Genomic DNA, 26,463 nt, shown 5'->3' with positions numbered 1-26,463 from the left:
ATTTCATAAGGAAATCCACACTAAAGGACGAGGAGCCTACATTAATAATCCTGGCTGTACTTTAGAAAATGATAATTGCCGTTCAACATGCCTCGGCCTCACCTGGGCCGGTGCAACTTCTACCGGTGGGGCGGTTGGTTCGTGCTTATCCTTAGAAGGCACCATGGTAGCTAAAGTTTGTTTCGGCGCTCTTGCTGGTTCGGCTGTCGGTATTATCGCAATGCTCGGAATAGGTGCCTATTTCGATGCTAAATATGGTGGATGCTGTGGTATAAAGTCCCGGGAGGCTGCTCCTGTTCACACAGATCTTTCAATTAGCAGAACAGCCCAGCAACCAGGGAGAGAGTCCATCGTGGCGGTTCAGCCCTTGCCTATGCACAACGATTCAAAGCAGACAGGATCAGACCAGACATTGACGGTTATCAACCAGGAGTCTGAGGATTTGTTGCCAGAGCCACCTCCATCTTACGTGACGGTTATAAGCTCGCAGTCAGAGCTTCAGCTGCCACCTCCATCTTACAGAGAGATTTTTCCCAGCTAAACCATGAAGCATTAACCCGGAAATCGCTGTGTGATCTCGATGCTAATGCTGTCGGTAGCATTGCCAACAGTTATCTGCTGATCTTGTATAATGCAGTGAAGTTTCATGGTTTTACCAATCAACCTGGCCAGTTCATTACCCTCAGCAGGGATTTGATAAATGTACAAATTATCAAATCGCTGTACTTTACCCTGATATTGTTGCCACCAGATATCCGAATGGCGTCCGCCATAGTTATAGATATAAACCTTCTTTGCCCGGCCACAGGCCTTTCTTAGCCGCTTTTCATCCGGTTGACCAAGCTCTATCCAAGTGTCAATTTCACCACTGAGATTCTTCTGCCAGATATCAGGCTCATCATCAGTACTGATACCTTTGGTAAACTGAAGTTCCCCTGAAGCATGGAGTGACCAGACCATCAGTCTCAACATTGCCCGTTCATCATTTTCTGATGGATGGCGGGCAATGGTTACATCATGGTCCGCATAATAGTGGCGGTTCATATCCGCTATATTAATACCTGCTTTGTAGATCGTTGCTTTCAGGGCCATGCATCATTAACTCGAAAAAAAGTGGAGTTTACCCTGAAGCAGTGGCTTTCTGCCAAGCAGAAAAGCAGATGCTTATTAAGCAAAAGCACTTGGGGAGTGATGTTTTATCAAAAGTAATAATCAGGAGCTTATGCAGAGGATGATGTAATATTGATCCAGATCAATATGTCAGAAAAAAACAATACGTATTATGGCTTACGCCTGAAGGGGAAAGAGATGGGGGGATTTCTCCAGAAAAGGCCTTTACGTCGCGGGGGAGGTGACACAAAGGCCACAAAGATGAGACAGGCAACAACAATAAAATTTTGAAACCGGTTCTTGTGACCGGTTTTTTGTTTCTGCTCAGAAAAACTCAGATTAAAAAAAGCCCGTAAACGGGCTTTTTTTAATGACAATGGCAGTTGCAACCTATGTATTGGATGCCTTCACTGGTTTCAAGCAGTTTACCTTTTCCAACAAACTGATCAACCAGCTCTGCTGCTGTCAGTTCCTGTGCGGAGCAGGTGTGGTAGCGGGCTTCTTCACCAAACTCTGCTGACATTGCTGTGAGGAGCGCCTCTTTGCTCAGCGCGGCTTCCTGTTCTCTGATCATATTCAGTACATTATGACCGTGTACGGATTCCATGGGCTTATTCTCATATAAATAGTGTGGACTTCAGGCAACAATACGCTGACTAATGCAATTAAACAGTCGTATATATTCGTATCAGGTTGGTATCACCATTCTGAATGCCTCTGTGTGAAACGGCAGCGAATGCACTGCGTTGGTCGCTAATTTCAGCTATGTTCATGGGGTGTATACGGTTTGCAATGTGGGCTTGCTATGACTTCGACATCGACCATCAGATCATACCCTTCAAACATTGATAAACTGAGCCGGATAAAGGGTGGGGCGGCTGGCCTGCTCATTGGTGATGCCCTGGGCGTTGGCACTCACTGGTATTATGACCTGGATCAACTGGCTCAGGATTATGGCCCCTGGATTGATACTTATCAGGACCCGGCAGTTAATGGCAGTCATGGTTTTGCTAATATCAGTCATTTCCGTTATCAGCAGGGGGTCAGGGCAGGCGACGTTTCCCAGACGGGCCAGGTGATCGTATTGCTGCTTGAGTCTCTGGCCCATTGTGATGGCTTTGTACTGACGGATTTCCTTGCCCGGCTTGATGATTTCTTTGCGCCATTGTCCGGTGAGTCCTTTTCCGGGCGCTATACCGATGAATTGATGGTGGACCTGATCAGGGCACGCCGCACGGGGTTACATTGGGGGGATCCCGGGATTGCTTCGGGTTGTGACACAACCGAGGGAGCACAGTTTGTATCCCTGCTGGCCCTGGCGATTGATGACCCGGTTGAGCTGGTAGACGCTGCTGGTCAACTGCTGCAGACATTCTATCGGGAGCCTTTTATACGGCAGAATACACTGGTATTTGCCCTGGTTGTTCAGGCCATGGTCAACAGTGTTCCTCTGATCGAATTACCGGCCTGTTTAGCGGCTATGGCAAAACGCTCAGACGTGATGTCGGCAATACAGCGTTACGACCATCTACTGACTCCCGGGAATGGACAGGTGGCCTGGCATCCAAAGACCGTTCGTATAGAACCGGCCCTGCATATCAGTCAGGTCTATGGTATGGATTGCCAGCTTGTTCACGTGCTTCCCTGTGCTTACTACCTGATGCACCGGTACCCTGACCAGTTTGGGCAGGGTGTTTTGTCTGCCATTAATGGAGGCGGCAACAATATGGCCAGGGCTGCCTTAACGGGTGTGCTTCTGGGAGCGATGAATGGGCTGGAGGCGATACCGGAGCATTTGCTGAGTGGGCTCCATAACAGTGACCGCTATTTGCAGCTGGCAGACATGATGAGAGCGCAGTGATGTTTCGGCAAGCTATGTTGAGAATGTTTGCAGATGAGTTTCCCACAGAGTCTCATTGAATTTTCCCTCGGACAGGCTCCTGGGTTTGCCTTATTTCCCAACAAACCGGGCAATCATCACCGTCGGACTCAATACACCCACAATCGCTTCGAGAGATACCAGACCCTGTGCCAGAGGGCTGAGGGGCAGAATGTCGCCATAACCCAGCGTGGTCAGGGTGACAAAACTGAAGTAGAGATAATCCGGCCAGCTGGAAATACCCTGGTTGGCAAGATCAAATGCCCCGGGGGTAATCAGGTTCACCAGCAGATAAAGATAACTGAACGTGATGCCCGTCAGTAAATAGAAGTTAATCGCCGCCAATAGTTTCTCGGCCTGGGGCTTAACGCTGAACAGGTGCCCGATAAGCATCAGCATCATGCCCAGGTGGAACAGCATGCTGGCTATTAAGGTGAAGAAGGGGAGCCAGCCTGGCGGGTTTGGGAACTCAACCACCGCCCTGAGTATCACGATAGTGGTGCCGGTGATCTCTAACCAGAGACGGATTTTTGGACTGTTTTCCGTCAGCGCTCCGAGGGTCAGAACCAGACTGGCAATCATCAGGCAGGAAAACAGGGTGATTCCAATGGATTGGTACTCCATGACAATAGGGGAGAACAGGATGCTGCAGGTCAGGGTGATCAACAATAGACCCATTGAAACAGCCGGGTTGCGGCTCATTCTCTGTGAGAAGTCAAGAAAGGATGGTCGTAACATGGGGGATTGGCCTAACCCGGATATTTCATAAACGTGCTCCCGATCTCGCTTGTCCTTTGCCGCTCTAAGGGAGTTTTGCTCAGTCGACCGTACTCCCCGGTACGGCGCTCCCTCACAAAATCCCTTAGAGCGACAAAGTCCTGCGCGAGATTCGGGGCAGTTTATGAAATATCCGGGCTAAAGGGCGCTGTCTGATAAGAAACAGCGCTCTAAAATACCCTGCAAGCAGATCCGGGGCTACAAAAACTGTTCATTTCTACGCCATCGGTCGATGTTTGATCTTTGTATAAGAAAGGATGCAGGATTGTCCGCAGTTAAGGGCTCGTGTTATCTTCTCGGGTTAAACTACTGTGTTTATAATCAGTTATCTCAGGGAGCCGAATGGCAGGGTCCGTAAGCAAAAAGAGTCATCAGCCGGATAAGAGTCATCAACCGGATAGTGATCAATCACAAGAGCCTGTTTCCATACGACGGCGCAAGCGTACAATCCGGGGCGAAGCAGCGACGGAAACGCTCTCATCACGCGTGCGTGAAGGCATTATGTTTGGCTGGCTGGTACTGGCCGCTTTTCTGGTATTGGCACTGGCCAGTTATGATAAGGTCGATCCCGGCTGGTCTCATGTTGGCCCGGTCAAGGATATTGCCAACAGTGCCGGCAGAATCGGGGCATGGTCAGCGGATTTGCTGCTCACCCTGTTTGGGTTTCTGGCCTGGATGGTGCCGGTTATCCTGGTGATCAAGGCGGTCCGGGTTTTTCGCTACCGGCATGAACCGGATGAATGGAATTCCTGGTTACTGCTGATCCGCAGTATGGGTTTTATTCTGTCTATTGCTTCAGGGGCTGCCCTGGCTTCACTCCATTATCATGGGTTGAGTGAACTGTTTCCCTCATCCAGCGGCGGGATTATTGGTGAGCTGCTGATTCATCTGTTCTTGCCAGCCTTTAATGTCACCGGTAGTACACTGCTGCTGATGGCGCTGTTTCTCCTCGGCGTGACACTTTATACCGATCTTTCCTGGTTTCTTTTGATGGACAGTGTCGGCTATTGGAGCCTGCGCTTCGCCGTTTATTGCAAAGAAAAGTTGATTGCGCTTTATTTTGCCTTGCAAGATAAGCTGGAAGCCAGAAAGCAGAGTCAGCCTGAGCAAAGCGACCTGTCACCGGTGAAAAAGGAGCCTGCATTAAAGCTGCAGGAAGACTTTATGCCATTGGTCCCACCAGTGGTTGAGAAGAGAGCCGATAAGCCAAAGCTGGTTATTGTCCCTCCTCCAGCGAGGGAGAAACCGCTTCCTCTGGTTGAACATACCCCGCTGGGAAGTTTACCAACCGCATCGTTGCTCGATGAAGCCCGGCCCTCCGGCAAGGCCATGAGTCCAGAGTCTCTGGATGCCATGTCCCGGTTGCTGGAACTGAAGTTGAAAGACTTCAGCGTCGATGTCGAAGTGGTTGCCGTCCATCCCGGGCCGGTTATTACCCGTTTTGAGATTCAACCGGCACCCGGTACCAAGGCCAGTAAAATTACCAACCTGGCCAGCGACCTGGCCCGTTCTCTGGCGGTGGTCAGTGTCCGGGTGGTGGAAGTGATTCCCGGAAAGTCAGTGATGGGGATTGAGATTCCCAATGATGACCGCGAAACCGTTTTCTATAGCGAAATTATTTCATCCAGGGCATTTGATGACGCCCAGTCTCCGGTCAGCCTTGCCCTGGGACATGATATTTCCGGTCAGCCGGTGATTGTTGACCTGGCTAAAATGCCGCACCTTCTGGTGGCCGGTACCACGGGTTCCGGTAAGTCCGTCGGTATCAATGCCATGATCCTGTCCATGCTGTTCAAGTCCAGCCCGGAAGATGTGCGGTTGATCATGATTGACCCGAAAATGCTGGAGTTGTCCATCTATGATGGCATTCCGCATCTTCTGGCACCGGTAGTGACGGACATGAAAGAAGCGGCCAATGCCCTGCGCTGGTGTGTTGCCGAGATGGAGCGTCGTTACAAGCTGATGGCACATCTGGGGGTTCGTAACATTGCCGGTTATAACCGCAAGGTGAAAGATGCCCTGGAAAAGGGCGAGCCGCACCGGGATCCCTTCTATCAGCCTGTATCAGCGGAAGATGTGGCACCAGAGTTAGGCACGCTGCCTTTTATCGTGGTAGTGGTTGATGAATTTGCCGACATGATGATGATTGTTGGTAAAAAGGTTGAAGAGCTGATTGCCCGTATTGCCCAAAAGGCCCGGGCAGCGGGTATTCATCTGATTCTGGCCACACAGCGCCCATCCGTGGATGTTATTACCGGTCTGATTAAGGCCAACGTTCCTACTCGCATCAGTTTTCAGGTATCCAGCAAGATTGACTCCCGAACCATTATCGACCAGGGCGGCGCTGAGCAGTTACTGGGCCACGGAGATATGCTCTATCTACCCCCGGGAACCAGTGTTCCTGCCCGTATTCACGGGGCTTTTGTGGCTGACGATGAAGTGCATCGGGTGGTTGCCGACTGGCAGCTACGGGGAACGCCGGATTTTGTTGATGATATTCTCAATGGTGTGAGCGACAGTTCTGAAGGCAGCGCATTTTCCGGTGGGCTGGAGAACAGTGAGCAGGATCCCCTTTATGATGAAGCCGTGGCCTATGTTACCGAGTCACGCAGGGCGTCCATTTCTTCGGTTCAAAGGCAGCTGAAAGTAGGTTATAACCGGGCAGCCCGAATGATTGAAGCCATGGAGGCAGCAGGTGTTGTCAGCCCGGCATTGACTAACGGCAATCGTGAAGTCATTGCGCCACCACCGGCCAAGCATTAATTACCCAGATTAAGTTCCTGTTTATGATCAAGAAAACGCCGTTATTGACTGTTTTACCACTGGTTTTTGCCATCAGCATGCCAGTCTGGTCTGCTGAGCAGGCGACAACTCATTCATCCATGCTGGCCAGGGCTGAGAGCAATACGCCGGGCAGTATAAAACATGATCAGAAAGCCGCTGATGCGCTGGCTAAAAAGCTGCAGGCCATGAATACTGTCAGTGCCAATTTTTCTCAAAGTACCATTGATAAAAGCGGACGCTCCAAAGTTGAGAAAGGGAGCATGCAGCTTAAGCGGCCAAATCAGTTCCGCTGGCATATCACTTCACCGTTTAACCAGGAGGTTATTGCTAAAGATGGCAAGCTCTGGATGCTCGACCCTGACTTTAAGCAGGTGGTGATTAAAAAGATGGACAATCAGTCAGGACCGACCGCCGTGCAGCTACTGAGCGGCGATGCCAGTGAGTTTCTGATGGAGTACGCGGTGACTCGTATGAACTATGGCCCGGAGGTGGTTTATACCCTGAAACCCGGTAAAGCGTCCGATCTTTTTGAAAGGCTGGAGATCCATTTTTCCAGGGAGGAGATTTTAGCCATCACGATCATGGACTCTCTCGGTGGTAAGCGACGAATTGACTTTACCCGGGTGAAACTCAATCAACCGGTGGACAATACACTGTTTGAACCTGACCTGCAGACATTAGAGAAGGCCGGTTTTGATATTATTGATGAGAGCAGGGTATGACCTCACTCTTTGATGCCCCTGCTTCTGTTCGCTATGAACCCCTGGCGGCAAGGATGCGCCCCGGAGTCCTTGATGAATACCTGGGCCAGGAACATATTCTTGCCAGAGGCAAGCCCCTGCGGGAAGCGCTGGAGCAGGGTATGCTCCATTCCATGATTTTCTGGGGACCGCCCGGCGTTGGCAAGACAACGCTGGCAAGACTGATTGCGACAAAAACCGATGCCCATTTTGAAACCCTCTCTGCAGTGCTTTCCGGGGTTAAAGACATAAGGGAAGCGGTAGCAAGGGCAAAGGATGAACAGCGTTTTTACCAGCGGAAAACAGTGCTGTTTGTGGATGAGGTTCACCGGTTTAACAAGTCGCAACAGGATGCATTCCTGCCTCATATAGAAGACGGTACCGTTATTTTTATCGGAGCCACCACCGAAAACCCATCGTTTGAACTTAACAATGCATTACTCTCAAGGGCCAGGGTCTACGTACTTAAGTCGCTGGGGGAAGAGGCCATTGGCCAACTTGTTGACCAGGCTTTGACCAATGAAGAGCGAGGTCTGGGCGGCAAGGGGATTCAGCTGGAGCAGAGTGCCAGGGATATTCTGATTCGTTATTCTGACGGCGATGGTCGCAAGGCGCTCAACACTCTGGAGGTTGCATCGGATCTGGCTGAGAACGGCATTATCACGTCAGAGGCGGTTCAGGCCATTCTTGCCGATACCGGGCGACGTTTCGATAAAGGCGGTGACGCGTTTTACGATACCATTTCAGCTTTTCATAAGTCCGTTCGCGGCTCCAATCCCGATGCCGCACTCTACTGGGCCGCTCGAATTGTAGATGGGGGAGGGGACCCTCTCTATGTGATTCGTCGGCTGGTGGCTATTGCCAGTGAAGATATTGGCAATGCAGACCCGAGAGCCCTGGAGATTGTCATTAATGCCTGGCAGGCCTTTGAGCGGTTGGGGGCACCGGAAGGACTGTTGGCCATGGCCCATGCAACGGTCTATTGCGCCTGTGCACCAAAAAGTAATGCCGTTTATAAAGCCTGGAAAGCGGCATGGGACGATGTAAAAAGTCATCCATCCTATGAGGTGCCTCATCACCTGCGGAATGCACCGACTCAATTAATGGGCAGCCTTGGCTATGGTGCTGGTTATCGCTATGCCCATGATGAGCCCAATGCCTATGCCGCAGGGGAGCGCTACTTTCCCGAAGAGATGGATGTGCCGGACTATTACCAGCCGAATGATCGCGGGTTGGAAATTAAGATCAAGGAGAAGCTGGCCTGGCTGAAACGGCTTGATAAAGAGAGTACAGTAAATCGATAGTTTTTATATTATCCAATCATATATTCATAATTTCAAATAACCCACACAACCTAAATTACTTAACTTGTTGATTTTTAGGTTGCCTGACCTTTTTGATATGGTTAGAACCGTTTCATGGCTATGAATTCAAAATTCTCTATCTCTCATCTGAAAGGAAGCTCTGATGCAATACCCGTATTTGCTGAATTACCTCGCTGTAGCCGCCGGTGGAGCCCTTGGGGCACTGGCACGTTCACTGGTTTATGAGTGGTATGCAAAATCCGAAAATGATCAGTTGTTTCCACTTCCGACCTTAACGGTAAATATTCTTGGTTCGTTTCTTATTGGGATTGGCTGGTACTGTCTGGTAGAGAAAAGCCTGCTTCCTGCGATCTGGAAAGATTTTGCCACCGTGGGCTTTCTGGGGGCATTAACCACCTTTTCTACGTTCTCACTGGATATTTTCCGGCTTTTTCAAGCCGATCGGCTGGTTGAGGCAATCGCTTATATGCTGGCCAGTGTGACTCTGTGTCTGGTTGGTACCTGGTTGGGTTATCAGGGCATTCGTGTGGTCCTGAACGGTTAACTGTCCTGACTTCCTGTTTATTATCTTTATCGAATGTCGCAGAGTCATGGTGTATCATCAGCAGGTTATCCGTGGCGATAATGGTAAGCGTTTGAAGCGTCTGCCCGGATAAAAAACCATCGTCCAATCAGTTAATTTGGTAGGAATATGCTAGACCCCAAAATCGTTCGCAGCAATCCTGAAGCTGTGGCGGAACAGCTGTTGAAGAAGCACTACAAACTGGATATTGAGCGTCTGGTTTCTCTGGAGGAGCGTCGCAAGTCGCTTCAGGTTAAAACTGAGCAGCTGCAGAGCGAACGTAAGTCGGGTTCCAGGGAATTTGGCAAGATCAAGGCCCAGGGCGGTGATGTTTCCACGCTTAAAGAACGCATGGATCAGGTGAATGCTGAACTCAAGGAAAATGAGCAGGCCCTGACCGAACTGCAGGAAGCATTGAATAACCTGCTGCTGGAAGTGCCCAACCTGCCAGACAGCTCGGTGCCGGAAGGTAAAGACGAAAACGACAACGTACTGGTTCGTAGCTGGGGTGAGCCACGGAAGTTTGAGTTTGACGTCAAAGATCACGTTGATCTGGGTGAAGTTCTTGGCCTGAATTTTGAAGCGGCTGCCCATATTTCCGGCTCCCGATTTGCCATGCTGCGTGGCAAAATTGCCCGCCTGCATCGGGCGCTGGCTCAGTTTATGCTGGATGTTCAGACCACTGAGCACGGCTATGAAGAAGTTATCACCCCGCTGCTGGTTCATGATAAAGCCCTGTATGGCACTGGCCAGTTGCCCAAATTCGGTGAAGACCTGTTCAAAACCGCCTGCGATGATGATTCCGGTGCTGACCAGAAGCAGTTTTTCCTGATTCCTACGGCAGAAGTTACCCTGACCAACCTGGTGCGTGAACAGATTGTTGAAGCTGATCAACTGCCCATTCGTCTGACGGCTCACACATCCTGTTTCCGAAGCGAAGCGGGCAGTTATGGCCGTGATACCCGTGGCCTGATCCGTCAGCACCAGTTTGAAAAGGTTGAGATGGTACAGATCGTCCATCCTGATAAGTCCTATGAAGCGCTGGAAGAGATGACAGCTCATGCAGAAGCCATTCTCCAGAAGCTGGGGCTGCCTTATCGCGTTGTGGCACTGTGCGGTGGAGATATGGGCTTTGGGGCCGCCAAGACCTACGACCTTGAAGTCTGGCTGCCGGCCCAGAATCAGTACCGTGAAATCTCTTCCGTCAGTAACTGTGTTGATTTCCAGGCACGTCGAATGATGGCGCGTTTCCGCAATGAATCAGGCAAGCCGGAGCTGGTTCATACGCTGAATGGTTCAGGTCTTGCCGTGGGTCGTACTCTGGTGGCGGTACTGGAGAATTATCAGGATAAGGATGGGCGTATCCATATTCCCGAAGCACTTCAGAGCTATATGGGAGGAATTAGTATTCTCTAGGAGATCAGCAGGGTGGAACGTTTGATTTCACCTTCTTAATTTACATCTAAAGTATTATCATCAATCAACTTTGTTCAAAAATAACGGTAGTCATGAACAAAAGGAGAGCGTGGTGAATAATCTTTCCGCGAGGGATCCCGTAGAGACAACTGTTGATCCGGGCAGTGATAATGAATCTGATGTTTATAATGCCCATGCGGCGGCTGTTTCGAGATATCAGTCATACCTTGTAAGGCCAATTGCCAGTACATCAGGCAATTATTTATCGGGTAACCAGCAGCCTGTTGCTAATACTGATTCTTCTGGTCATGAATATGACCTTCCTTCAGGTTTTCAGAGTCACCAGAATCAGGCGGTGAGTTCTTATCAATTTATCATTAATGGCCAGACTAAAACATTTAAGTCGCTACGGTCACTGCTCCAGATTCAGCCTTTTATGGATAACTTCAGGGCGAGTACCGGAAGATATCTTTCTGATGTCCATATCCCCCGTGAGGATAGCGCACTCAAAACATTGATTCTTGAGAATGCTCGTGTTCAGCAAGTATTCTTGTTGGTGAATGACATAGAAACATTAAATGTATTCACATCAGCGGATCAAACACATTTGACGGAACAGGCATCAGCCAGTGGATACAGGTCAGATGACTATCGTTTACCGGCAACATACAGTGGCTTGCAGCGAATGGTTGCCCGTGAAAACCGTCGGTTGAATTCGATCAGTGGTCAGAGATCACCAGAGCAGTATTGCCAGCCTGCACTATCTTCGGAAAGCTCAAATCCTGCTTCTGATGTTAACAGCACTACCCGCTATTTCTGCCATATTCATGGAGAAGATAAGCAATTTGATTCGATTGCTGCGTTATTATCGGATCGGACACTGTTACGAAACTTTCGTGATAATGCTGAGTTATACAATGTAAGTTCAGATATTCCTTCTAACAATACTGAACTGAAGCACTTTATTATCAATAGGCAGGATCGGTTCAATGCGTTTCTGTTAATTAATGATATGACTGCGATACCAACCACTAATTCTGGTAATGGTGCTGATCATGCCGTAGCTTCTGATGCGGGGCTGATTTCTACAATCTTCAACCCATATATGGTAAACAGTAACGATCGAAGAAACTCTATCGTTCGGCATGGTGCAGTCAGGCAAATGAGGTTTATACGTGATTTTCCTGGTGGCAATAAGAGTGCGTTTAAAATATCAGATGCTGGATTTTATTTGTCACTGGTGGAAAAAAGGCTGTTATGTTTCACCTGCGGAGGTTCAATTAAAGAGTGGCAAGAGGAGTGGGGCGTGCGCTCCCTTGATGAGGTTCATGCAAGACTTTACCCTGAGTGCTCTTTTTTGCGGGAAAAAAAAGGTGAATGGTTTATCGAAGCCTGCCAAGAACAATTAACACAAGCAGAACAACGTGTGTTACCCCGATCTTTGGAAAGTCATCCACATTTGTATCGCTTACCTTTGGATGAGTATCAATGGCAGCAAGAACAGGTAGAAGTGGACTATTATAAATTTCTATCCGACTGGCGTGAAGGGCGAGCGCGATTGGACGGAATGACGTTACATGAATTTGTACGGGCACAAAATCAAGCTGGTCAACACAGTTGTGACAGACAGAGTCAGGCAGATGCCACTTATTCTATCAAACGCAATGTTCAAAGATGTCTGCAGGCATTTCACCGTAGCTTTCTTCCTGGTTCAGCGCTGCACAATGCAATGGACAGGTTGCATGGGAAAGTTAATGCCGCTCAGAACCAAAGCTACGTGCTTAAATTAAAATTATTGCAAGTCTTGCAGAATCTATTGGCACTTCGAGAAGATCAGTCGGAAGATGTAGGCGCTGAAATTGCTTCGATTATTGACGCTGCTGAAGACCGGGATTGTCAGGATCATACAACAGAAATCATTGATCAAATCCAGACTCGAATGGCTTTGATTGATATCAATCGGGAGCTGGAGTTTGAGTCTGACGTTGTCCACATATTCAACCTGCTGAAGAAATTAAAATTATTTTATAACGAGTCAGTACTTTACAGTGTATTGTCTACTACAAGGGGGTTAACTGGTAATCTACTTATTGCGGCCGGAGAGTCCACTGAAATAAGAGGTTACATTAAGAATCTGTTTTCCCAAAGTATCTGCCAATTCCCTGAGAATCAAATTCCACAGTGTTACGGCACTGTTGGCAGGCAGCCAGCTAGTGTGATGGCTGAAATTAAAAGAAAATTCACCAGCGGTATTATGAATCTGGCCGATTTTCAAAATTATATTATGGACATGTTTAACACGGATCCGGCATTACTTAATCTTTTAATAACGAAAAATGCTGAGTTTTCAGTTTGGCATGGCAAGACAGAGAGTAGCGCAGAGTTATTGATGGAACAGTACAGTCCCGATACACCAGGGCTCTCTGAGCAGGAGATTATTGAAGGTGCTGCTAACGTTGCAGATGCTCGTGCAAGGTTCATGCGTGAAGATCTTTACCAATTCATCAGCGAGAAGCTGGACATGTTCTGGGATGAGATTATTCGAGAAACATCCCGGTAATGTTTAACCCGGACATCATTAAAATGGTTAGTCAATCTAACCATTTTGATAGCTACATTTGAAATCTAAAACACTATTATCAATCAATTTGTTCAAATATTTAACGGTCATAATGAACTCAAGGAGAATCATGATGGATCATATCACACCCGGGGAGCTTACACAGAGAACTGTTCATGGGAATGAGGCGATTAATAGTAACCCTGATGGTTCGAGGTATCGTCTATACGATGTAAGGTCGATTGCCAGCTCGAACAATTATTTATTATCTGATCAGGGGGCTGTTGGTGGTGCTGATTTCCCTGAGTGCTCATATCCACGAGCTGCAGGTTTCCAGAGTCATCAACACCAGCCGGTAAGAACTTATAAAGTTACTATTCATGGCTATACTCATACATTTACTTCGCTAAGGGAATTGCTCCAGATACAGTCTTTTATGGATAACTTCAGGGGTAGCGCCGAAGTGTATCTTCCTGGTATCGATATTCCCCCTGAGGATGCTGAACTAAGGAATTTGATCCATGCGAATGAATGTATTCAGCAAGTATTTTTGCTGGCTAATGAAATAGAGACATTAAATGTAGCCGCATCATCGGATCAAACGCAATTGGTCGAAGCATCAGGCAGCGACTATCATTTACTGGCACCATCATCAGGTAGCCGACAGCGAACTGTTTCCATTGATAACCATCAAATTAATGATATTGAAACGGTACCCTCTGACGTGGAACCAGTTGCTACGATTTATAACCAACGTATGGCATGTGCGACAGAGCGAATGTACTCTTTCTCTAAGCACCATGCATCCAGGTGTGTAGAATTCCTGGATGATTTTCCTCATGGTAATAGAAATGCCCTTAGACTATCCGATGCAGGATTTTATTTGTCACTGAATGAAGAAAAAATATCCTGTTTCTCCTGCGGAGGCTCCATTGGAGAGTGGCAACAGGAGTGGGGAGTTAGTACCATCGATGAGGTTCATGCCAGACTTTACCCGAAATGCTCTTTTTTGCAGGAACACAAGGGCGAACATTTTATTCAAGATTGCCAGCAACAGTTACGACCCGAACAGCAACACCGGTTGGCCCAACCTTTGGAAAGTCATCCGCATTTGTATTCTTTACCCGTGAGTGATCATCAATGGCAACAAGAAGAGGCTGCAAGATCCGAGCGGGAAGCGGTGTTTAACTTGTATAATGGACAAACACTGGTGGATGGAATGACTGTACGTGAAATTCTGCGTCAAAACAGGGTTCATACTCAACATGCCCAACAGAATTGGGGCTGGCAAAGTCAGTATCAGTCTGGTGCCACCTCTGCGATCGAAGGCAATGTTCAAAGATACCAGCTGGAATTACACAGTATCTTTCCCGTTGATTCTGAACTTCACCACGCAATAGACAGGCTGCATGAAAAAGTGAATGCAGCCCGAGACCGAAACAATCAGCTTAAATTGAGCTTATTACAAATCCTGGAACATCTGATAACACTCCCGGAAGATCTGCGGGCAGATACCGGTGCTGAAATCACTGAGATGATTAACGCTGCTTATGACCGTGATTGTCAGGATCATACTTCGGAAATCATCGATCAAATCAAAACCAGAATGGCTTTCATTAATATCAGGCGGGAACTGGAGGCAGGGCATGATATTGTTCAGATATTCGACTTGTTGAAGAAGTTAAAATTATTTTTTAATGAGTCAGTACTCTACAAAGCCATGTCTACTACAAGCAAGAGTGATGGAACTCTACTTGTTGAAGCCAGTGAATCCACTGAGATAAGAGGGCGTATCAAGAATCAATTTTCCCGAAGTATTTGTCAATTTCCGGAGAGTCATGTTTATCAGCGTTTTGGAGAAATTGGTAAACTGAAGCCGGAAGTGATGGATGAAATTGAAAGAAAATTCATCAGCGGCATCAGGAATAAAGCCGATTTTCAGAATTATATTGTTGACATGTTTAAAACCGAGCCTCAATTACTTGATCTTTTAAGAAAGGGAAACGCTGAATTTTCAGTTTGGCATGGTAAGACAGAGAGCAACACCGAGTTATTGTTGGAACAGTACAGCCCGGAAACCCCGGGACTCTCTGAGCAGGAGATTATTGAAGGTGCTGCTGGCGTTGCAGATTCTCGCAGAAGGTTCATGAATGAGGATCTTGAACAATTCATCAGCGAGAAGGTGGACTCTTTTTGGGCGGAGATTCTTCAGCAAACATCCAGGTTATGAAATATCCGGGCTGGTTAGCATTCAACTGTAAGATTCTTCAACCAGTATTTTGCCAGCACCCGGTAAAGGACCAGAATCGCTTTAGTCACTTCTTCCATCAGAGCGCAGATAAACACCAGATGCAGTGGCCAATGCCAGATGTTCACCGCTGCCCAGGTCAGCGGTACACCGACAAACCACATACCAATAATATTGATGGCTGCCGTGGCTTTCACATCGCCGCCGCTGCGCAGTACACCAACAATCCCGGTCAGGTTGATGACCCGGATGCATAGGGCAAATCCGGCAATAATCAGCACTTCACTGGCCATTTTCAAGGTGTCACCCTGAAATTTGCCGAACATTCCGACGATCTGCTCATTGAAAATCAGGGTGACAACGCCGATTATCAGGGCGGTGGCCGGGGCGACCAGCATAAAATAACGGCTCTGTTTCCAGGCCAGCTCAAATTCTCCAGCGCCGAGCTCCTTCCCGAGTATGATTGAGGTAGCGATAGCGAACCCGATAAACAGGGAAATCAGCACGCCTTCGACGGAAGAGATGGCGCTCATCACCGCCAGCTCAACAACCCCCATCTGGGCAAACATCAGGTTGTAAAGCACCAGGCCAAATGACCAGAGGCCGTCCTGAATCAGCATGGGAACACAGATGCCGATGTATTTCATCCAGTGTTTACGACTCTTGCATTGCAACAGGTCAGCTTTTACCGGTTTGAGCCCCGGGCGAACCTCAAGGATGTAATAGATAAGCAAGCCCACCTGAATCAACCGGGAAATGGTTGTTCCCCATGCAGAACCGGCAACCCCGAGGGCTGGAAAGCCAAAATGGCCATAGATCAGCAGATAATTAAACAGCACATTCATAAGAATGGTGATAAAACCGATGCGTGTCGGTGTTTTTGCGTCGTTATTGGTTCTCAGCAGGGCTTCCAGCGGGATGGTGACCGCTATGCAGAGAAAGGAGGGGGCCGTGATGAATAGATAGCTGCTGCCCAGAGCCTTCAGCGTGAGATCTTCACTGATCAGGCCCATGATCTGTTCTGGAAAGAGCAGGTAGACAATGACAAATGGGGTGGTGATGGCCAGTGTGGCAATGATCGTCTGAACCAGCGTCCTGCGCAAGCCATCCATATTTCGGGCACCGATATACTGCGCCGCCAGAATGCTCATGCCACTGCCCAGGGCAGCGATCAGAATCAGGTTAAAGAAGAAAATCCGGTTGCCCATGCCTACCGCAGCAACTTCTGTTTCACCCAGCATGGAGACCATGAAGATATCGATCAATCCAAGCATTGAGAACATCATGGATTGCAGGGATATAGGCAGTGCCAATTGCCAGAGATTGCGCAGGAAGTCCCTGTTTGGGGCTGGGTTTTCAATAGTTTGACTGGTCATAAAGCGACTAACAATGATAGGGGCCTGAAGCGCGTTTCCATCCGTGAAAGAGGGGAGTGGTCTCATTCGGATATAAACAGCCATGAACTGTATAGCATTCTCTTTATGGTTATGTCGGAGTGATGCAACAGCAGTATAAAAAGCTATATCGTCATATTTACTATCAACTGTACTCTTATAGTCGTATAAGTGGGAAGTCGGATTTTTCCCTATCCTCAGTCCAGCTCCCGGCTTTTTATAACTTTTAATAATAGAAGATAAGAAAACATTGTTATATTTATTCTGTCGTATGCTGGTAAAATCCTGTCATCCATGGTCCAGTCAGTCGGACCGCAGGCTTACATAATCCGGGCCTGCATGCGTATGTCAACAGAGCTTTATCAATAACGAGAAAAACATGGACTATCTGCCATTATTTCTACAGGTACGTAACCAGCGCTGTCTGGTGGTGGGTGGTGGCGATATCGCCCTGCGTAAAATCAGGCTTCTCAACGCCTCTGGTGCCAATATTCGAGTGGTGGCCAGAGAGATATCAGCAGAAATTCGTGAGTTTCTTGCCAGCGGTGATCACCAATTGCTGGAAAAACCCTTTGAAAATCATCACCTGGACGATGTTTGTCTGGTCATTGCGGCAACGGACGATGAGGCTGTTAACCGCCAGGTAGCCAGGGTGGCACAGCAGCGACAGCTGTTTGTTAATGTGGTGGATGACGCACAAGCCGGTAATGCGGTAATGCCGGCGATTGTTGATCGCTCTCCGGTGGTGGTTGCCTTTTCCACCGGTGGTAAAGCACCGGTTCTGGCCCGTCTCCTGCGGCAGAAACTGGAGACGCTGTTGCCCCGTGGATATGGCCGTCTGGCGGCACTGGCAGGTGAGTGTCGCGATATGGTCAAGGCCCGGTTCAGTGAGATCAATGACCGCCGGTATTTCTGGGAGAACGTGTTGGCAGGGCCTGCTGCGGAAAAGGCGCTGGCAGGTGATCTGCAGGGGGCACGTAGTTTGATTGAACAGACTCTGGCCAACACATCGGAGCAGAAAACCGGCGAAGTGTATTTGGTGGGTGGAGGCCCGGGCGATCCAGACCTGCTGACATTTAAAGCGCTGCGGTTAATGCAGCAGGCCGATGTTGTGCTGCATGACCGGCTGGTGTCTGAAGATGTTCTGGCACTTTGTCGTAGGGATGCCGATTATATCTACGTTGGTAAAAAGCGGGATCGACACACACGACCCCAGGAAGAAATCAATGCCCTGCTGGTTGCATTGGCTAAAGAGGGCAAGCGGGTTTTGCGGTTGAAGGGCGGCGACCCCTTTATCTTTGGGCGTGGTGGTGAAGAGATTGAAACGCTGGCCAGTGAGGGTATTCCTTTCCAGGTGGTGCCTGGTATTACTGCTGCTTCCGGCTGTGCCAGTTATGCCGGTATTCCCCTGACGCACCGGGATCACGCCCAGTCTGTCCGCTTTGTCACCGGGCATCTGAAAGATGGTGGCTACGCCCTGAACTGGCAGGAAATGCTGGACCCCGGTCAAACGCTGGTGTTCTACATGGGGTTGCTGGGGCTTCCCCGTATCTGCCAGGAGTTAATGGATCATGGCAGGGATGCACAGACGCCCATTGCCTTGATTCAACAGGGTACCACCCGGAACCAGCGGGTGTTCAAGGGCACCCTGGCAACCATTAACACGATTATTGAGTCAGAAACGGTAAGGGCCCCCACATTGATCATTGTGGGCAGCGTGGTGACGCTTCATGAGACCTTAAGCTGGTATAACAATGAGACGCTTCTGGAACAATAAGTTCCAGAAGCCTGTAAATCAGACTTCCAGCGCTTCCAGCGGGTCCGGATAAACAAACTGATAGTTCAGCGCTTTTTTCAATTTATCGCAATTCACCAGTCGGTAAGGCATGGGTTTATCGATAAAGATCGGGGGTTCGATGTCCATGATTTCGCAGGACTTGGTATAGAGCTGGCGACGGGTAGGGTGCGCATCTGCGGAGGCGTTGAAAATTTCCCCAAACAGGTTTTTGGCAATGATCTGCCCGATGATTTGCAGGCAGTCTTCCCGGTGTATCATATTCACCGGATCATCAGCGCCGCCCAGCTCTTTGCCGGAAAAGTAGCGCCCTGGCTGATATTCACCGCCAATAAGGCCTGAGAAGCGAAGCACCGTGGTTTTCAGGTCGTCATGGTCCGTGAACAGCTGCTCAATATCCAGCCAGGCAGTATCAGAGAAGGGAGACTCAATGCGAACGGCATCGTCTTCCGTTACTTCAACGTTATTTTGCGGGTAAACGGAGGTGGCACTGATCAGAATAATTTTTTTAACCCGGGACTGCTCAATGCGGTTAAGCAGTGCCTTCATCTGGCGAAGGTAAAAGAGGGGTTGGCCATCGCCTTTTCCGGGTGGAATATTGATAAAGAGAATATCGGTAGCAAGAAACGAGTCAATATCACCCTCAGGCTCTGGTGAAAGACCGATAATATAAGGCTTCATGCCAACCGCAGAAATAGCTTCCAGCTTTTCCTCCCGGGTGGTTGATCCCTTGACTGGATAGCCATCTTTCACCAGTCGTTCGCCCAATGGCATGCCCAGCCAGCCACAACCCAGAATGCTGATGGTTTCTTTCATTATCGGTCTCTTGCTTGTCGAGGAAAAGGACGATGAATTGCAAATGCGAACTATTCTCTCCGATTGTCTCTTTAAATGAAACCGTTTTGAATAACCGAGTTGCCAGGTAGGGATTCTCTGAAGCGCCCCAATGACATAGAATAGCCCTGAAGTTAATAGAGGAAGTGTTGCGTTGAACATTACATTCACTGAAGCCGCACAGAAGTATCTTGCCCAATTATTAGAAAAACAGGGGGTTGAGGGGATTGGTGTACGCCTGTTTGTCAGCAACCCCGGCACGCCTCATGCGGAAACCTGCCTGGCCTATTGCAAGCCAGGGGAAGAGAAAGAGGGTGATCTGACGCTGGAGCTTGAGTATTTCAACTGCCATGTTGAAGGCACCAGTGAGCCATTTCTTGAAGAAGCGGTGGTTGATTTTGCTGAAGACAAGCTGGGTGGTCAGCTGACCATCAAGGCACCCAACGCCAAGATGCCCAACGTTAATGAAGACAGCCCTCTGGATATGAAGATCAACTACTTCCTGCAAATGGAAGTGAATCCCGGGCTGGCTTCCCACGGTGGCGTGGTATCCCTGGTGGAACTGGATGATGGTATTGCTGTTCTGCAGTTTGGCGGTGGTTGCCAGGGGTGCGCTGCGGTCGATATGACCCTCAAGGATGGTGTTGAAAAAACACTGATGGAGCGTATTCCGGAGCTGAAAGGCGTTCGCGATGTGACGGATCACAGTAATACTGAGAATGCTTTTTACAAATAAGGCAGATCAATAGAGGGAGGTGGCATCCACTTCCTTTCTCCGTTTTTTCAATGTTGTTTCAATTTTACCGTTGGTGTTCGGTGCCCCCCTATGAAGTCTCCCCTTATTACCCGTGCCGGGAAAGAAAATCTTGAGCAGGAGCTTCAGTATCTGTGGCGAATTAAGCGCCCTGAAGTCACGCAGGCTGTTTCTGAGGCCGCAGCGCTTGGGGACCGCAGTGAGAATGCAGAATATAAAGAGGGCAAGCGGCAGCTCCGGGAAATTGACCGACGCATACGCTACCTGACCAAGCGGCTTGAAATCCTGAAGGTTGTCGATTATTCGCCAGAGCAGGAAGGCAAGGCTTTTTTCGGTGCCTGGGTTGAGCTGGAAAGCGAAGAAGGTGAAATACTCCATTGTCGTATAGTGGGTGCCGATGAGATAGATGTGAAAAACAACCACATTACCATCGATTCCCCCATGGCCAGGGCAATGGTTGGGCGTCAGGTAGACGATGAAGTGGTGGTCAATGCACCGGGTGGACGCAAGATCTGGTTGATCAATAAAATACAATATCAGCCTTTTTCTGATGTTGAATAGGGAAAGCTATGGTTTTTCATGTTTTATTAATGGTATTTTTACCGCCTGTTGAGAAAAGGGTAAAGATATCGGTATAACTCTCTGAAATAATGGTGTATCTTTTCCCGCCTTTTTGAAATCCCAAGCTCATTTACTCACCCGGTAGTCCGACGGAACTGTGAAGCGTTATAAACAGGCCATTTTATCCAATTTTTTTGTCACCGAAGACGGCAGTGCTGTGCGCCATCTGGTTGAGGCAAATCTGGATATTGAGTCAAGAAGTGACCGTACGCTTTGTACCGAAGTCCTGAACAGTGACTGTCGCTACGAGGTGCTGGTTAATGGCCATCTATCCACTGTCTGCATGATCTGTTCAGCGATTCTTGATCGAAGAATCAGTAATATGCCGGTGGAACGTAAAGTCAGTTATGGCAAAAAGCAGACGATGGAGATCTTTACACCACCGGATACTCAGTTATCGCTTCCGGGTGTGGTTGAGCCTGTTCAGGTTGAAGAGGGTAAAATGATCACCGCAATAGAAGAACAGCCCGAGCAAATCGAGCTGTTTATGTGAGTAAAAATCAGATCTGCCAGTTGCTGCACTAGGAGGCTGTCCGAGAATAGCGCCCGTAGCGAGGACGACAGAAAATTGAGGATAAAAATTCGGTTTTGTGAGGTGAATAGCGGGGCTATTTGCCGAATAAAAGCGGATTTTTAGACCAATTTGCTGTCGCCGCAGTAGGGCAGTCTATTCTCGGACAGCCTCCTAGCGACGACCCGGCAGAACATCCTTCAATTTATCCCTGATGCTGCGCAGCGTCTTCTCCGTGGTTTTCCAGTCAATACAGGCATCAGTAATAGAAACGCCGTATTGCAGATCGTTCAGGTTATCAGTCATTTTCTGATTGCCCCAGCCAATATTGCTTTCCACCATCAGACCGACAATGGATTGATTGCCTTCAATGATCTGGTTGGTCACATTCTCCATAACCAGCGGTTGCAGGGCAGGGTCCTTATTGGAGTTGGCGTGGGAACAATCCACCATGATATTTGGCTTGATGCCGGCTTTTTCAAGCGCCTTTTCACACAGTGCAACACTGACAGAATCGTAGTTTGGCTTGCCGTTACCACCACGCAGAACAATGTGGCCGTAGGGGTTGCCTCTGGTATGGGTAACAGCCACTTGCCCCTGGCCGTTCAGCCCGAGAAAACGGTGTGGACTGGAAACAGACTGCAGGGCATTGATCGCAACTTCCAATCCGCCATCGGTGCCATTTTTAAAGCCAACGGCCGAGGACAGGCCGCTGGCCATTTCGCGGTGAGTCTGCGACTCAGTGGTTCTGGCTCCTATTGCAGACCAGGCAACCAGGTCCTGAAGATATTGAGGCGAAATCGGGTCCAGTGCTTCTGTAGAGGCAGGAATGCCCATTTCGGCAACATCCATTAACAGACGGCGACCGATATGCAGGCCTTCTTCAATTTTAAATGAGTCATTCAAATGCGGGTCATTGATCAGGCCTTTCCAGCCCACCGTGGTTCTTGGCTTTTCAAAATAGACGCGCATCACCAGATACAATGTGTCTTTCAGCTCTTCACTGAGGGCTTTCAGCCGTTGGGCATAATCTTTCGCCGCAGCAACATCGTGGATTGAGCATGGGCCTATGACCACAAACAGGCGATGGTCTTTGCCATCGAGAATATCCCTGATTACTTCACGGCTTTCAGAAACCGTTTTTGCTGCTGCCTCAGTCATCGGAATCACAGCCTTAAGGCGTTCCGGACTCAACAGAACTTCCTGAGATTGAATATTAAGGTCTTCAATGGGTAATACAGCCATGTGCGCGGTCCCGTTTTTTTAATAAGACTGGTTTAAAATCTCCTGATCAGTGGCCTGATGCCCCTGATGCCAGATGAAAATATGGCACCCATACTGACAGATAGTCACCTCACCCTGTATAAGTAGTTAACCAAATGAAATCGTATTTTCTGACTAATTGGTCAGTCACTCTGCGGCGTTACAACTTCGGTCACATAGCTAAGGCTATACACCCTTCGTTGTGCCTTGCATAGTAACTGCCCACTTAGCCAGAAATATACGATTCCATTTGGCCAACTACTTAAAGCCCTGGTAACCATGGGTTTTCCATTGGCCTGGTGAGGGTTTTCCACTTTATTCAAACTGACACAGTGCTGCAACCCTGGATAGGGTTAAAAAAGGTATTTCAGGCCCAGTCCGAGCAAAATAATGGCCAATATGATGCGCATGAAGGTATCCGGTAGCTTCATGCCGACACGGGTTCCAACATAAATAGCAGGGATAGAGCCAATCAGCAGGCTGCCTAACAGCACAAAATCAACATTACCCAGCCAGATATGGCCAAAGCCTGCCAGCAAGGTTAACGGTACCGCATGAGCCAGGTCGCTACCCACTACCTTGACGGGTTTCAGCAGCGGATAAAGCAGGACAATAGCGGCAGTGCCCAGCGCTCCGGCACCCACCGATGAAAGTGTGACCAGAACCCCGAGGAAAATACCGGCAATAAATGTTAATGTCGTCTGATATTTCTGTGGAATCATCGAAACACCAGAGAGCTGTCTTCTTTTCAAAAAAGGACTCATAAATAGCGACAGCGCAGTGAGGGTTAACATTATCCCAAGGCATAGTGTAAGGATCGGGCTATAATCAGCGCTTCTGTCAAAAAAAAACTTGAGCAGCACAATTGTCAGGACTGTGGCAGGAAGACTGCCAGCACAGAGCGTTTTGACCAGTGTCCAGTCAATACTTTTCTGACGATGATGGACAATGACTCCGGTTGACTTGGTAATGGCTGCATACATCAGATCCGTTCCAATGGCGATATGAGCCGGAAAGCCAAACATTAACAGCAGTGGTGTCATCAATGAACCGCCGCCGATACCTGTCAGGCCAACCGCAAAACCAACGCCGGCACCGGTGGCAATATATGTTAGAAAATCCATAAGCATCCCAAAATCTATGGTCTAAAGTTATAACTAGCCAAGGCGATGTTTGAAAATATTGACTAAAAATTGATGATTCGCTGGTAACTATATTGACTGGCTTGTATTCTGGAAAAGAATTTAATGTCATTCTTTTATGCTTTATAGAACTAACGGATCCTGTTTCAATCTACACATTTTTGTCAGCACAACCTGCCCGACCGGAGGCCATCAATGAAGCTGCAACAACTGCGCTATATCTGGGAGGTCGCCCACCACGATCTCAACGTATCAGCTACAGCGCAGAGTCTATACACTTCTCAGCCCGGTATAAGCAAACAAATCCGGCTTTTGGAAGATGAACTTGGCGTCGAGGTTTTTGCCCGAAGTGGCAAGCATCTCACCCGCATTACCCCGGCCGGTGAGAAAATCATTGATACAGCCGGTGAGATCCTTAGAAAAGTTGAGTCGATCAAGCAGGTTGCCCAGGAATTCAGTGACGAGCGAAAGGGCAGTCTGTCCATTGCCACAACCCACACGCAGGCTCGCTATGCCCTGCCGGGGATTATCCGGCAGTTTATTGGTCAGTATCCCGATGTTGCCCTTCACATGCATCAGGGTACTCCCATCCAAATTGCCGAAATGGCAGCAGACGGTTCCGTTGACTTTGCTATCGCAACGGAAGCACTGGATCTGTTCAATGATCTGGTGATGATGCCATGCTATCGCTGGAATCGCTGTGTTCTTGTACCCAGGGATCATCCTCTAACCCAGGTATCTGAATTGAGCCTGAAAGATATTGCCCGGTATGCCCTGGTCACCTATGTTTTCGGATTTACAGGTCGCTCCAAGCTGGATGAAGCCTTTATGAATGAAGGGTTGTCCCCCAGGGTAGTATTTACTGCCACCGACGCTGACGTGATTAAAACCTATGTGCGCCTTGGGCTGGGCGTCGGGATCATTGCCAAAATGGCTTACGACCCTGAACTGGATTCAGACCTTGTCCCCCTGAATGCTGATCACCTGTTTGAGCCAAGCATTACCAAGATCGGGTTCCGGCGTGGTACTTTCCTGCGTGGATTTATGTACGACTTTATTGAAGAGTTTGCCCCTCACCTGACCAAAGATGTGGTTCAGGAAGCAATCCTTCGTCATAACAAGGCGGAAGTGGATGAGCTCTTTTCACATGTTCAGCTACCAAACCAGTAACTACCTTATAAGCGGCTTGGTTCAAGCCGCTTTTTCCAGTACTTCCTTTACCAGCTTGAAATAGATGGTGTAAATCGCTGGCTCGCTGCCTTCTTCTTCAACAATGAAAAAAGGTGCTTTGTCTACCTGGTACAAATTTGCCAGTAAAGTACCTGTGCTGTCCGGGTCGCCATCAACGGCGGTGACAAATTGATCAATGCGATTGATATGACCTGAACTCTCCAGTCTTTCCTGCACTTCCTGGCATTTTTTGCAGAGGTTGCCATCGGCCATTATCTTTTTGACCATGGTGATTTTCATAATCCAGTTCTCCCGGGGGATGGTTTTCATTTGCCGGTGGTGGTTTATTGTAGCAGCGGCTATTTAGTCGATAATAGAATCAATATCTATATTCATAGGCGTTTATGCTATATTCTCAACCAGCCTGTCAGGCCGCAATAAGTCTAACCATCAAAGAGAGAATAACCAATAGATGTCGTCTGTCTTGACCTTGAAGGTGTACTGATTCCGGAAATCTGGATTGAATTTGCTACCCATACCGGTATTGACGAACTCAGGGCAACGACACGTGATATTCCCGATTACGATGATCTGTGCACAGCTTTGCTTGCGGCACGGGGTTGAGGAATAATGCGCACTTGATCAGGGGCTGCTCAAATGGATTCTTGTTTACAATAAAAATATATAACTGATATTGCCATTCATATAACGTGGTATTCAGCTTTTGCAGAATACCCGGGCTGATATTGAATGCGTAAAACCAACTTAAGAAATATCTTTGCCGTTCTCGTAGCCTGTTTGATTTTTGGCTGTGAGAGTCGCCTGCAAATTCCTGAAGTCAGCCCGGATGCGTATCGCCAGGGGTTGATTGCCACCATTTATGATCAGTGCTATTGGCCGGTTTACACCCTGGCTCCGTCACAGCCGTTGAGCGACACACTGCGCATCTATATTGAAGGGGATGGCCGGGCATGGTTGAGATCTAACCGACCATCTATGGATCCTACGCCGACGAATCGACTGGTTCATCACCTGATGCTGAACGATACATCACCGGATATTGCCTATCTCGGACAACCTTGCCAGTACAAGATGAATGGCCACTGCAATAGCAGGGTATGGACCTTTGGGCGTTACAACAAAAAGGTGGTTGAGACTATGAACTCTGTGGTGTCATCCCTTAAAGAAAACGGCGGCTACCGACAGCTTGAACTGATCGGTTACTCCGGAGGCGGAAGCATTGCTCTACTGCTGGCCGCTAACAGGAACGATGTGATTTCTGTCAGAACCGTAGCGGGTAATCTTGCTCCCCGCTACCTTAATCGCTATCACGGTGTTTCAGACATGCCGACAGCTCTGAATCCTGAGTCTTTTAGCAGCCATTTATCCGATATCCCCCAAATTCATTTTGTCGGGTCCAGAGATGATATTGTTCCTGTTGAGGTCAGTCAGCATTATGCCCGGACATTGGTAGATCAATCCTGCATTAATATCCTTCAGGTAGAAGCGGATCATCTGATCGGCTGGATCAGGCAGTGGCCAGAACTTTTAAACACACTGCCTGAGTGTATCCGCTAA

At 48.5% G+C, this 26,463-nt stretch carries 23 protein-coding genes and 1 pseudogene; 16 read left to right on the top strand and 8 right to left on the bottom strand.

Going from position 1 to position 26,463, the window contains the following annotated elements; translation table 11 throughout:
• A partial coding sequence (locus tag CX664_RS14200) for a hypothetical protein (protein WP_219622202.1) occupies positions 1-541 on the top strand: 541 nt, incomplete at its 5' end.
• Between the two features lie 11 nt (positions 542-552).
• Here the strand turns inward: CX664_RS14200 and CX664_RS14195 are convergent.
• Together CX664_RS14195 and CX664_RS14190 are read right to left on the bottom strand one after the other, a co-directional pair.
• Positions 553-1,092, bottom strand: a complete 540-nt coding sequence (locus CX664_RS14195) for a YaeQ family protein (RefSeq protein WP_101747366.1) — start codon at positions 1,090-1,092, stop codon at positions 553-555.
• Between the two features lie 385 nt (positions 1,093-1,477).
• Entirely contained in the window at positions 1,478-1,717 is a 240-nt protein-coding gene (locus CX664_RS14190) for a YecH family metal-binding protein (protein ID WP_101747365.1), read from the bottom strand.
• A 198-nt stretch (positions 1,718-1,915) separates the two neighbouring features.
• Between CX664_RS14190 and CX664_RS14185 the strand changes: the two genes are divergently transcribed.
• On the top strand, positions 1,916-2,971 hold the full coding sequence (locus CX664_RS14185) for an ADP-ribosylglycohydrolase family protein (RefSeq protein WP_101747364.1): 1,056 nt from the start codon (positions 1,916-1,918) through the stop codon (positions 2,969-2,971).
• 90 nt (positions 2,972-3,061) lie between these two features.
• Here the strand turns inward: CX664_RS14185 and CX664_RS14180 are convergent, their stop codons facing one another.
• Positions 3,062-3,727: a potassium channel family protein gene (locus CX664_RS14180; protein WP_101747363.1), complete on the bottom strand. Its 666-nt coding sequence runs from the start codon at positions 3,725-3,727 to the stop codon at positions 3,062-3,064.
• A 381-nt stretch (positions 3,728-4,108) separates the two neighbouring features.
• Between CX664_RS14180 and CX664_RS14175 the strand changes: the two genes are divergently transcribed.
• The 7 genes from CX664_RS14175 (at position 4,109) to CX664_RS14145 (ending at position 15,383) form a co-directional block, all read left to right on the top strand.
• Complete coding sequence (locus CX664_RS14175) at positions 4,109-6,529, top strand: DNA translocase FtsK (RefSeq protein WP_101747362.1); 2,421 nt, start codon at positions 4,109-4,111, stop codon at positions 6,527-6,529.
• Between the two features lie 23 nt (positions 6,530-6,552).
• Positions 6,553-7,272, top strand: a complete 720-nt coding sequence (gene lolA, locus CX664_RS14170) for an outer membrane lipoprotein periplasmic chaperone LolA (protein WP_101747361.1) — start codon at positions 6,553-6,555, stop codon at positions 7,270-7,272.
• Complete coding sequence (locus CX664_RS14165; RefSeq protein WP_101747360.1) at positions 7,269-8,594, top strand: replication-associated recombination protein A; 1,326 nt, start codon at positions 7,269-7,271, stop codon at positions 8,592-8,594. Before lolA ends, CX664_RS14165 begins: the two co-directional genes overlap by 4 nt.
• A gap of 163 nt (positions 8,595-8,757) precedes the next feature.
• A complete protein-coding gene (gene crcB / locus CX664_RS14160; RefSeq protein WP_101747359.1) occupies positions 8,758-9,159 on the top strand; it encodes a fluoride efflux transporter CrcB in 402 nt (133 codons plus the stop codon).
• A 147-nt stretch (positions 9,160-9,306) separates the two neighbouring features.
• On the top strand, positions 9,307-10,593 hold the full coding sequence (gene serS / locus CX664_RS14155; protein WP_101747358.1) for a serine--tRNA ligase: 1,287 nt from the start codon (positions 9,307-9,309) through the stop codon (positions 10,591-10,593).
• A 112-nt stretch (positions 10,594-10,705) separates the two neighbouring features.
• Positions 10,706-13,153: a baculoviral IAP repeat-containing protein gene (locus CX664_RS14150; RefSeq protein ID WP_101747357.1), complete on the top strand. Its 2,448-nt coding sequence runs from the start codon at positions 10,706-10,708 to the stop codon at positions 13,151-13,153.
• Positions 13,154-13,283: 130 nt separating this feature from the next.
• A complete protein-coding gene (locus CX664_RS14145) occupies positions 13,284-15,383 on the top strand; it encodes a baculoviral IAP repeat-containing protein (RefSeq protein WP_180966498.1) in 2,100 nt (699 codons plus the stop codon).
• 14 nt (positions 15,384-15,397) lie between these two features.
• On the opposite strand, the gene CX664_RS14140 is transcribed toward CX664_RS14145, so the two are convergent.
• A complete protein-coding gene (locus CX664_RS14140; protein WP_101747355.1) occupies positions 15,398-16,777 on the bottom strand; it encodes an MATE family efflux transporter in 1,380 nt (459 codons plus the stop codon).
• Between the two features lie 397 nt (positions 16,778-17,174).
• On the opposite strand from CX664_RS14140, the gene cysG reads away from it, so the two are divergent.
• Positions 17,175-18,572: a siroheme synthase CysG gene (gene cysG, locus CX664_RS14135; RefSeq protein WP_101747354.1), complete on the top strand. Its 1,398-nt coding sequence runs from the start codon at positions 17,175-17,177 to the stop codon at positions 18,570-18,572.
• A gap of 18 nt (positions 18,573-18,590) precedes the next feature.
• Here cysG and CX664_RS14130 read toward each other — a convergent pair whose 3' ends face one another.
• Entirely contained in the window at positions 18,591-19,406 is an 816-nt protein-coding gene (locus CX664_RS14130) for a Rossmann-fold NAD(P)-binding domain-containing protein (protein ID WP_101747353.1), read from the bottom strand.
• 172 nt (positions 19,407-19,578) lie between these two features.
• Here CX664_RS14130 and nfuA point away from each other — a divergent pair, with 172 nt between their 5' ends.
• The 3 genes from nfuA to CX664_RS14115 all read left to right on the top strand — a co-directional run bounded on the left by nfuA (position 19,579) and on the right by CX664_RS14115 (position 21,292).
• Positions 19,579-20,160, top strand: coding sequence for a Fe-S biogenesis protein NfuA (gene nfuA / locus CX664_RS14125; RefSeq protein WP_101747352.1), 582 nt, complete (start codon positions 19,579-19,581; stop codon positions 20,158-20,160).
• Positions 20,161-20,250: 90 nt separating this feature from the next.
• Positions 20,251-20,739 carry a transcription elongation factor GreB gene (gene greB, locus CX664_RS14120; RefSeq protein WP_101747351.1) on the top strand — a complete coding sequence of 163 codons (489 nt, stop codon included), beginning with the start codon at positions 20,251-20,253 and terminating at the stop codon, positions 20,737-20,739.
• A gap of 157 nt (positions 20,740-20,896) precedes the next feature.
• On the top strand, positions 20,897-21,292 hold the full coding sequence (locus CX664_RS14115) for a hypothetical protein (RefSeq protein ID WP_101747350.1): 396 nt from the start codon (positions 20,897-20,899) through the stop codon (positions 21,290-21,292).
• 192 nt (positions 21,293-21,484) lie between these two features.
• Here the strand turns inward: CX664_RS14115 and CX664_RS14110 are convergent, their stop codons facing one another.
• Together CX664_RS14110 and CX664_RS14105 are read right to left on the bottom strand one after the other, a co-directional pair.
• Entirely contained in the window at positions 21,485-22,555 is a 1,071-nt protein-coding gene (locus tag CX664_RS14110) for a 3-deoxy-7-phosphoheptulonate synthase (RefSeq protein ID WP_101747349.1), read from the bottom strand.
• A 371-nt stretch (positions 22,556-22,926) separates the two neighbouring features.
• Entirely contained in the window at positions 22,927-23,697 is a 771-nt protein-coding gene (locus CX664_RS14105) for a sulfite exporter TauE/SafE family protein (protein ID WP_101747348.1), read from the bottom strand.
• Between the two features lie 213 nt (positions 23,698-23,910).
• Between CX664_RS14105 and cysB the strand changes: the two genes are divergently transcribed.
• Positions 23,911-24,885, top strand: a complete 975-nt coding sequence (gene cysB, locus CX664_RS14100; RefSeq protein WP_101747347.1) for an HTH-type transcriptional regulator CysB — start codon at positions 23,911-23,913, stop codon at positions 24,883-24,885.
• A gap of 21 nt (positions 24,886-24,906) precedes the next feature.
• Here cysB and CX664_RS14095 read toward each other — a convergent pair whose 3' ends face one another.
• Positions 24,907-25,215: a hypothetical protein gene (locus CX664_RS14095; protein WP_244910670.1), complete on the bottom strand. Its 309-nt coding sequence runs from the start codon at positions 25,213-25,215 to the stop codon at positions 24,907-24,909.
• Between the two features lie 138 nt (positions 25,216-25,353).
• Here CX664_RS14095 and thrH point away from each other — a divergent pair.
• Together thrH and CX664_RS14085 are read left to right on the top strand one after the other, a co-directional pair.
• Positions 25,354-25,479, top strand: a pseudogene (gene thrH / locus CX664_RS27500) (bifunctional phosphoserine phosphatase/homoserine phosphotransferase ThrH); the annotation flags it as partial.
• Positions 25,480-25,635: 156 nt separating this feature from the next.
• Positions 25,636-26,463: an alpha/beta fold hydrolase gene (locus tag CX664_RS14085; protein WP_101747346.1), complete on the top strand. Its 828-nt coding sequence runs from the start codon at positions 25,636-25,638 to the stop codon at positions 26,461-26,463.

The sequence above is a fragment of the Endozoicomonas acroporae genome, assembly GCF_002864045.1.
GTDB lineage: Bacteria > Pseudomonadota > Gammaproteobacteria > Pseudomonadales > Endozoicomonadaceae > Endozoicomonas > Endozoicomonas acroporae.
Note: the sequence above shows the minus strand (reverse complement) of the source record. Positions and strands in the feature narration are given on the sequence as shown.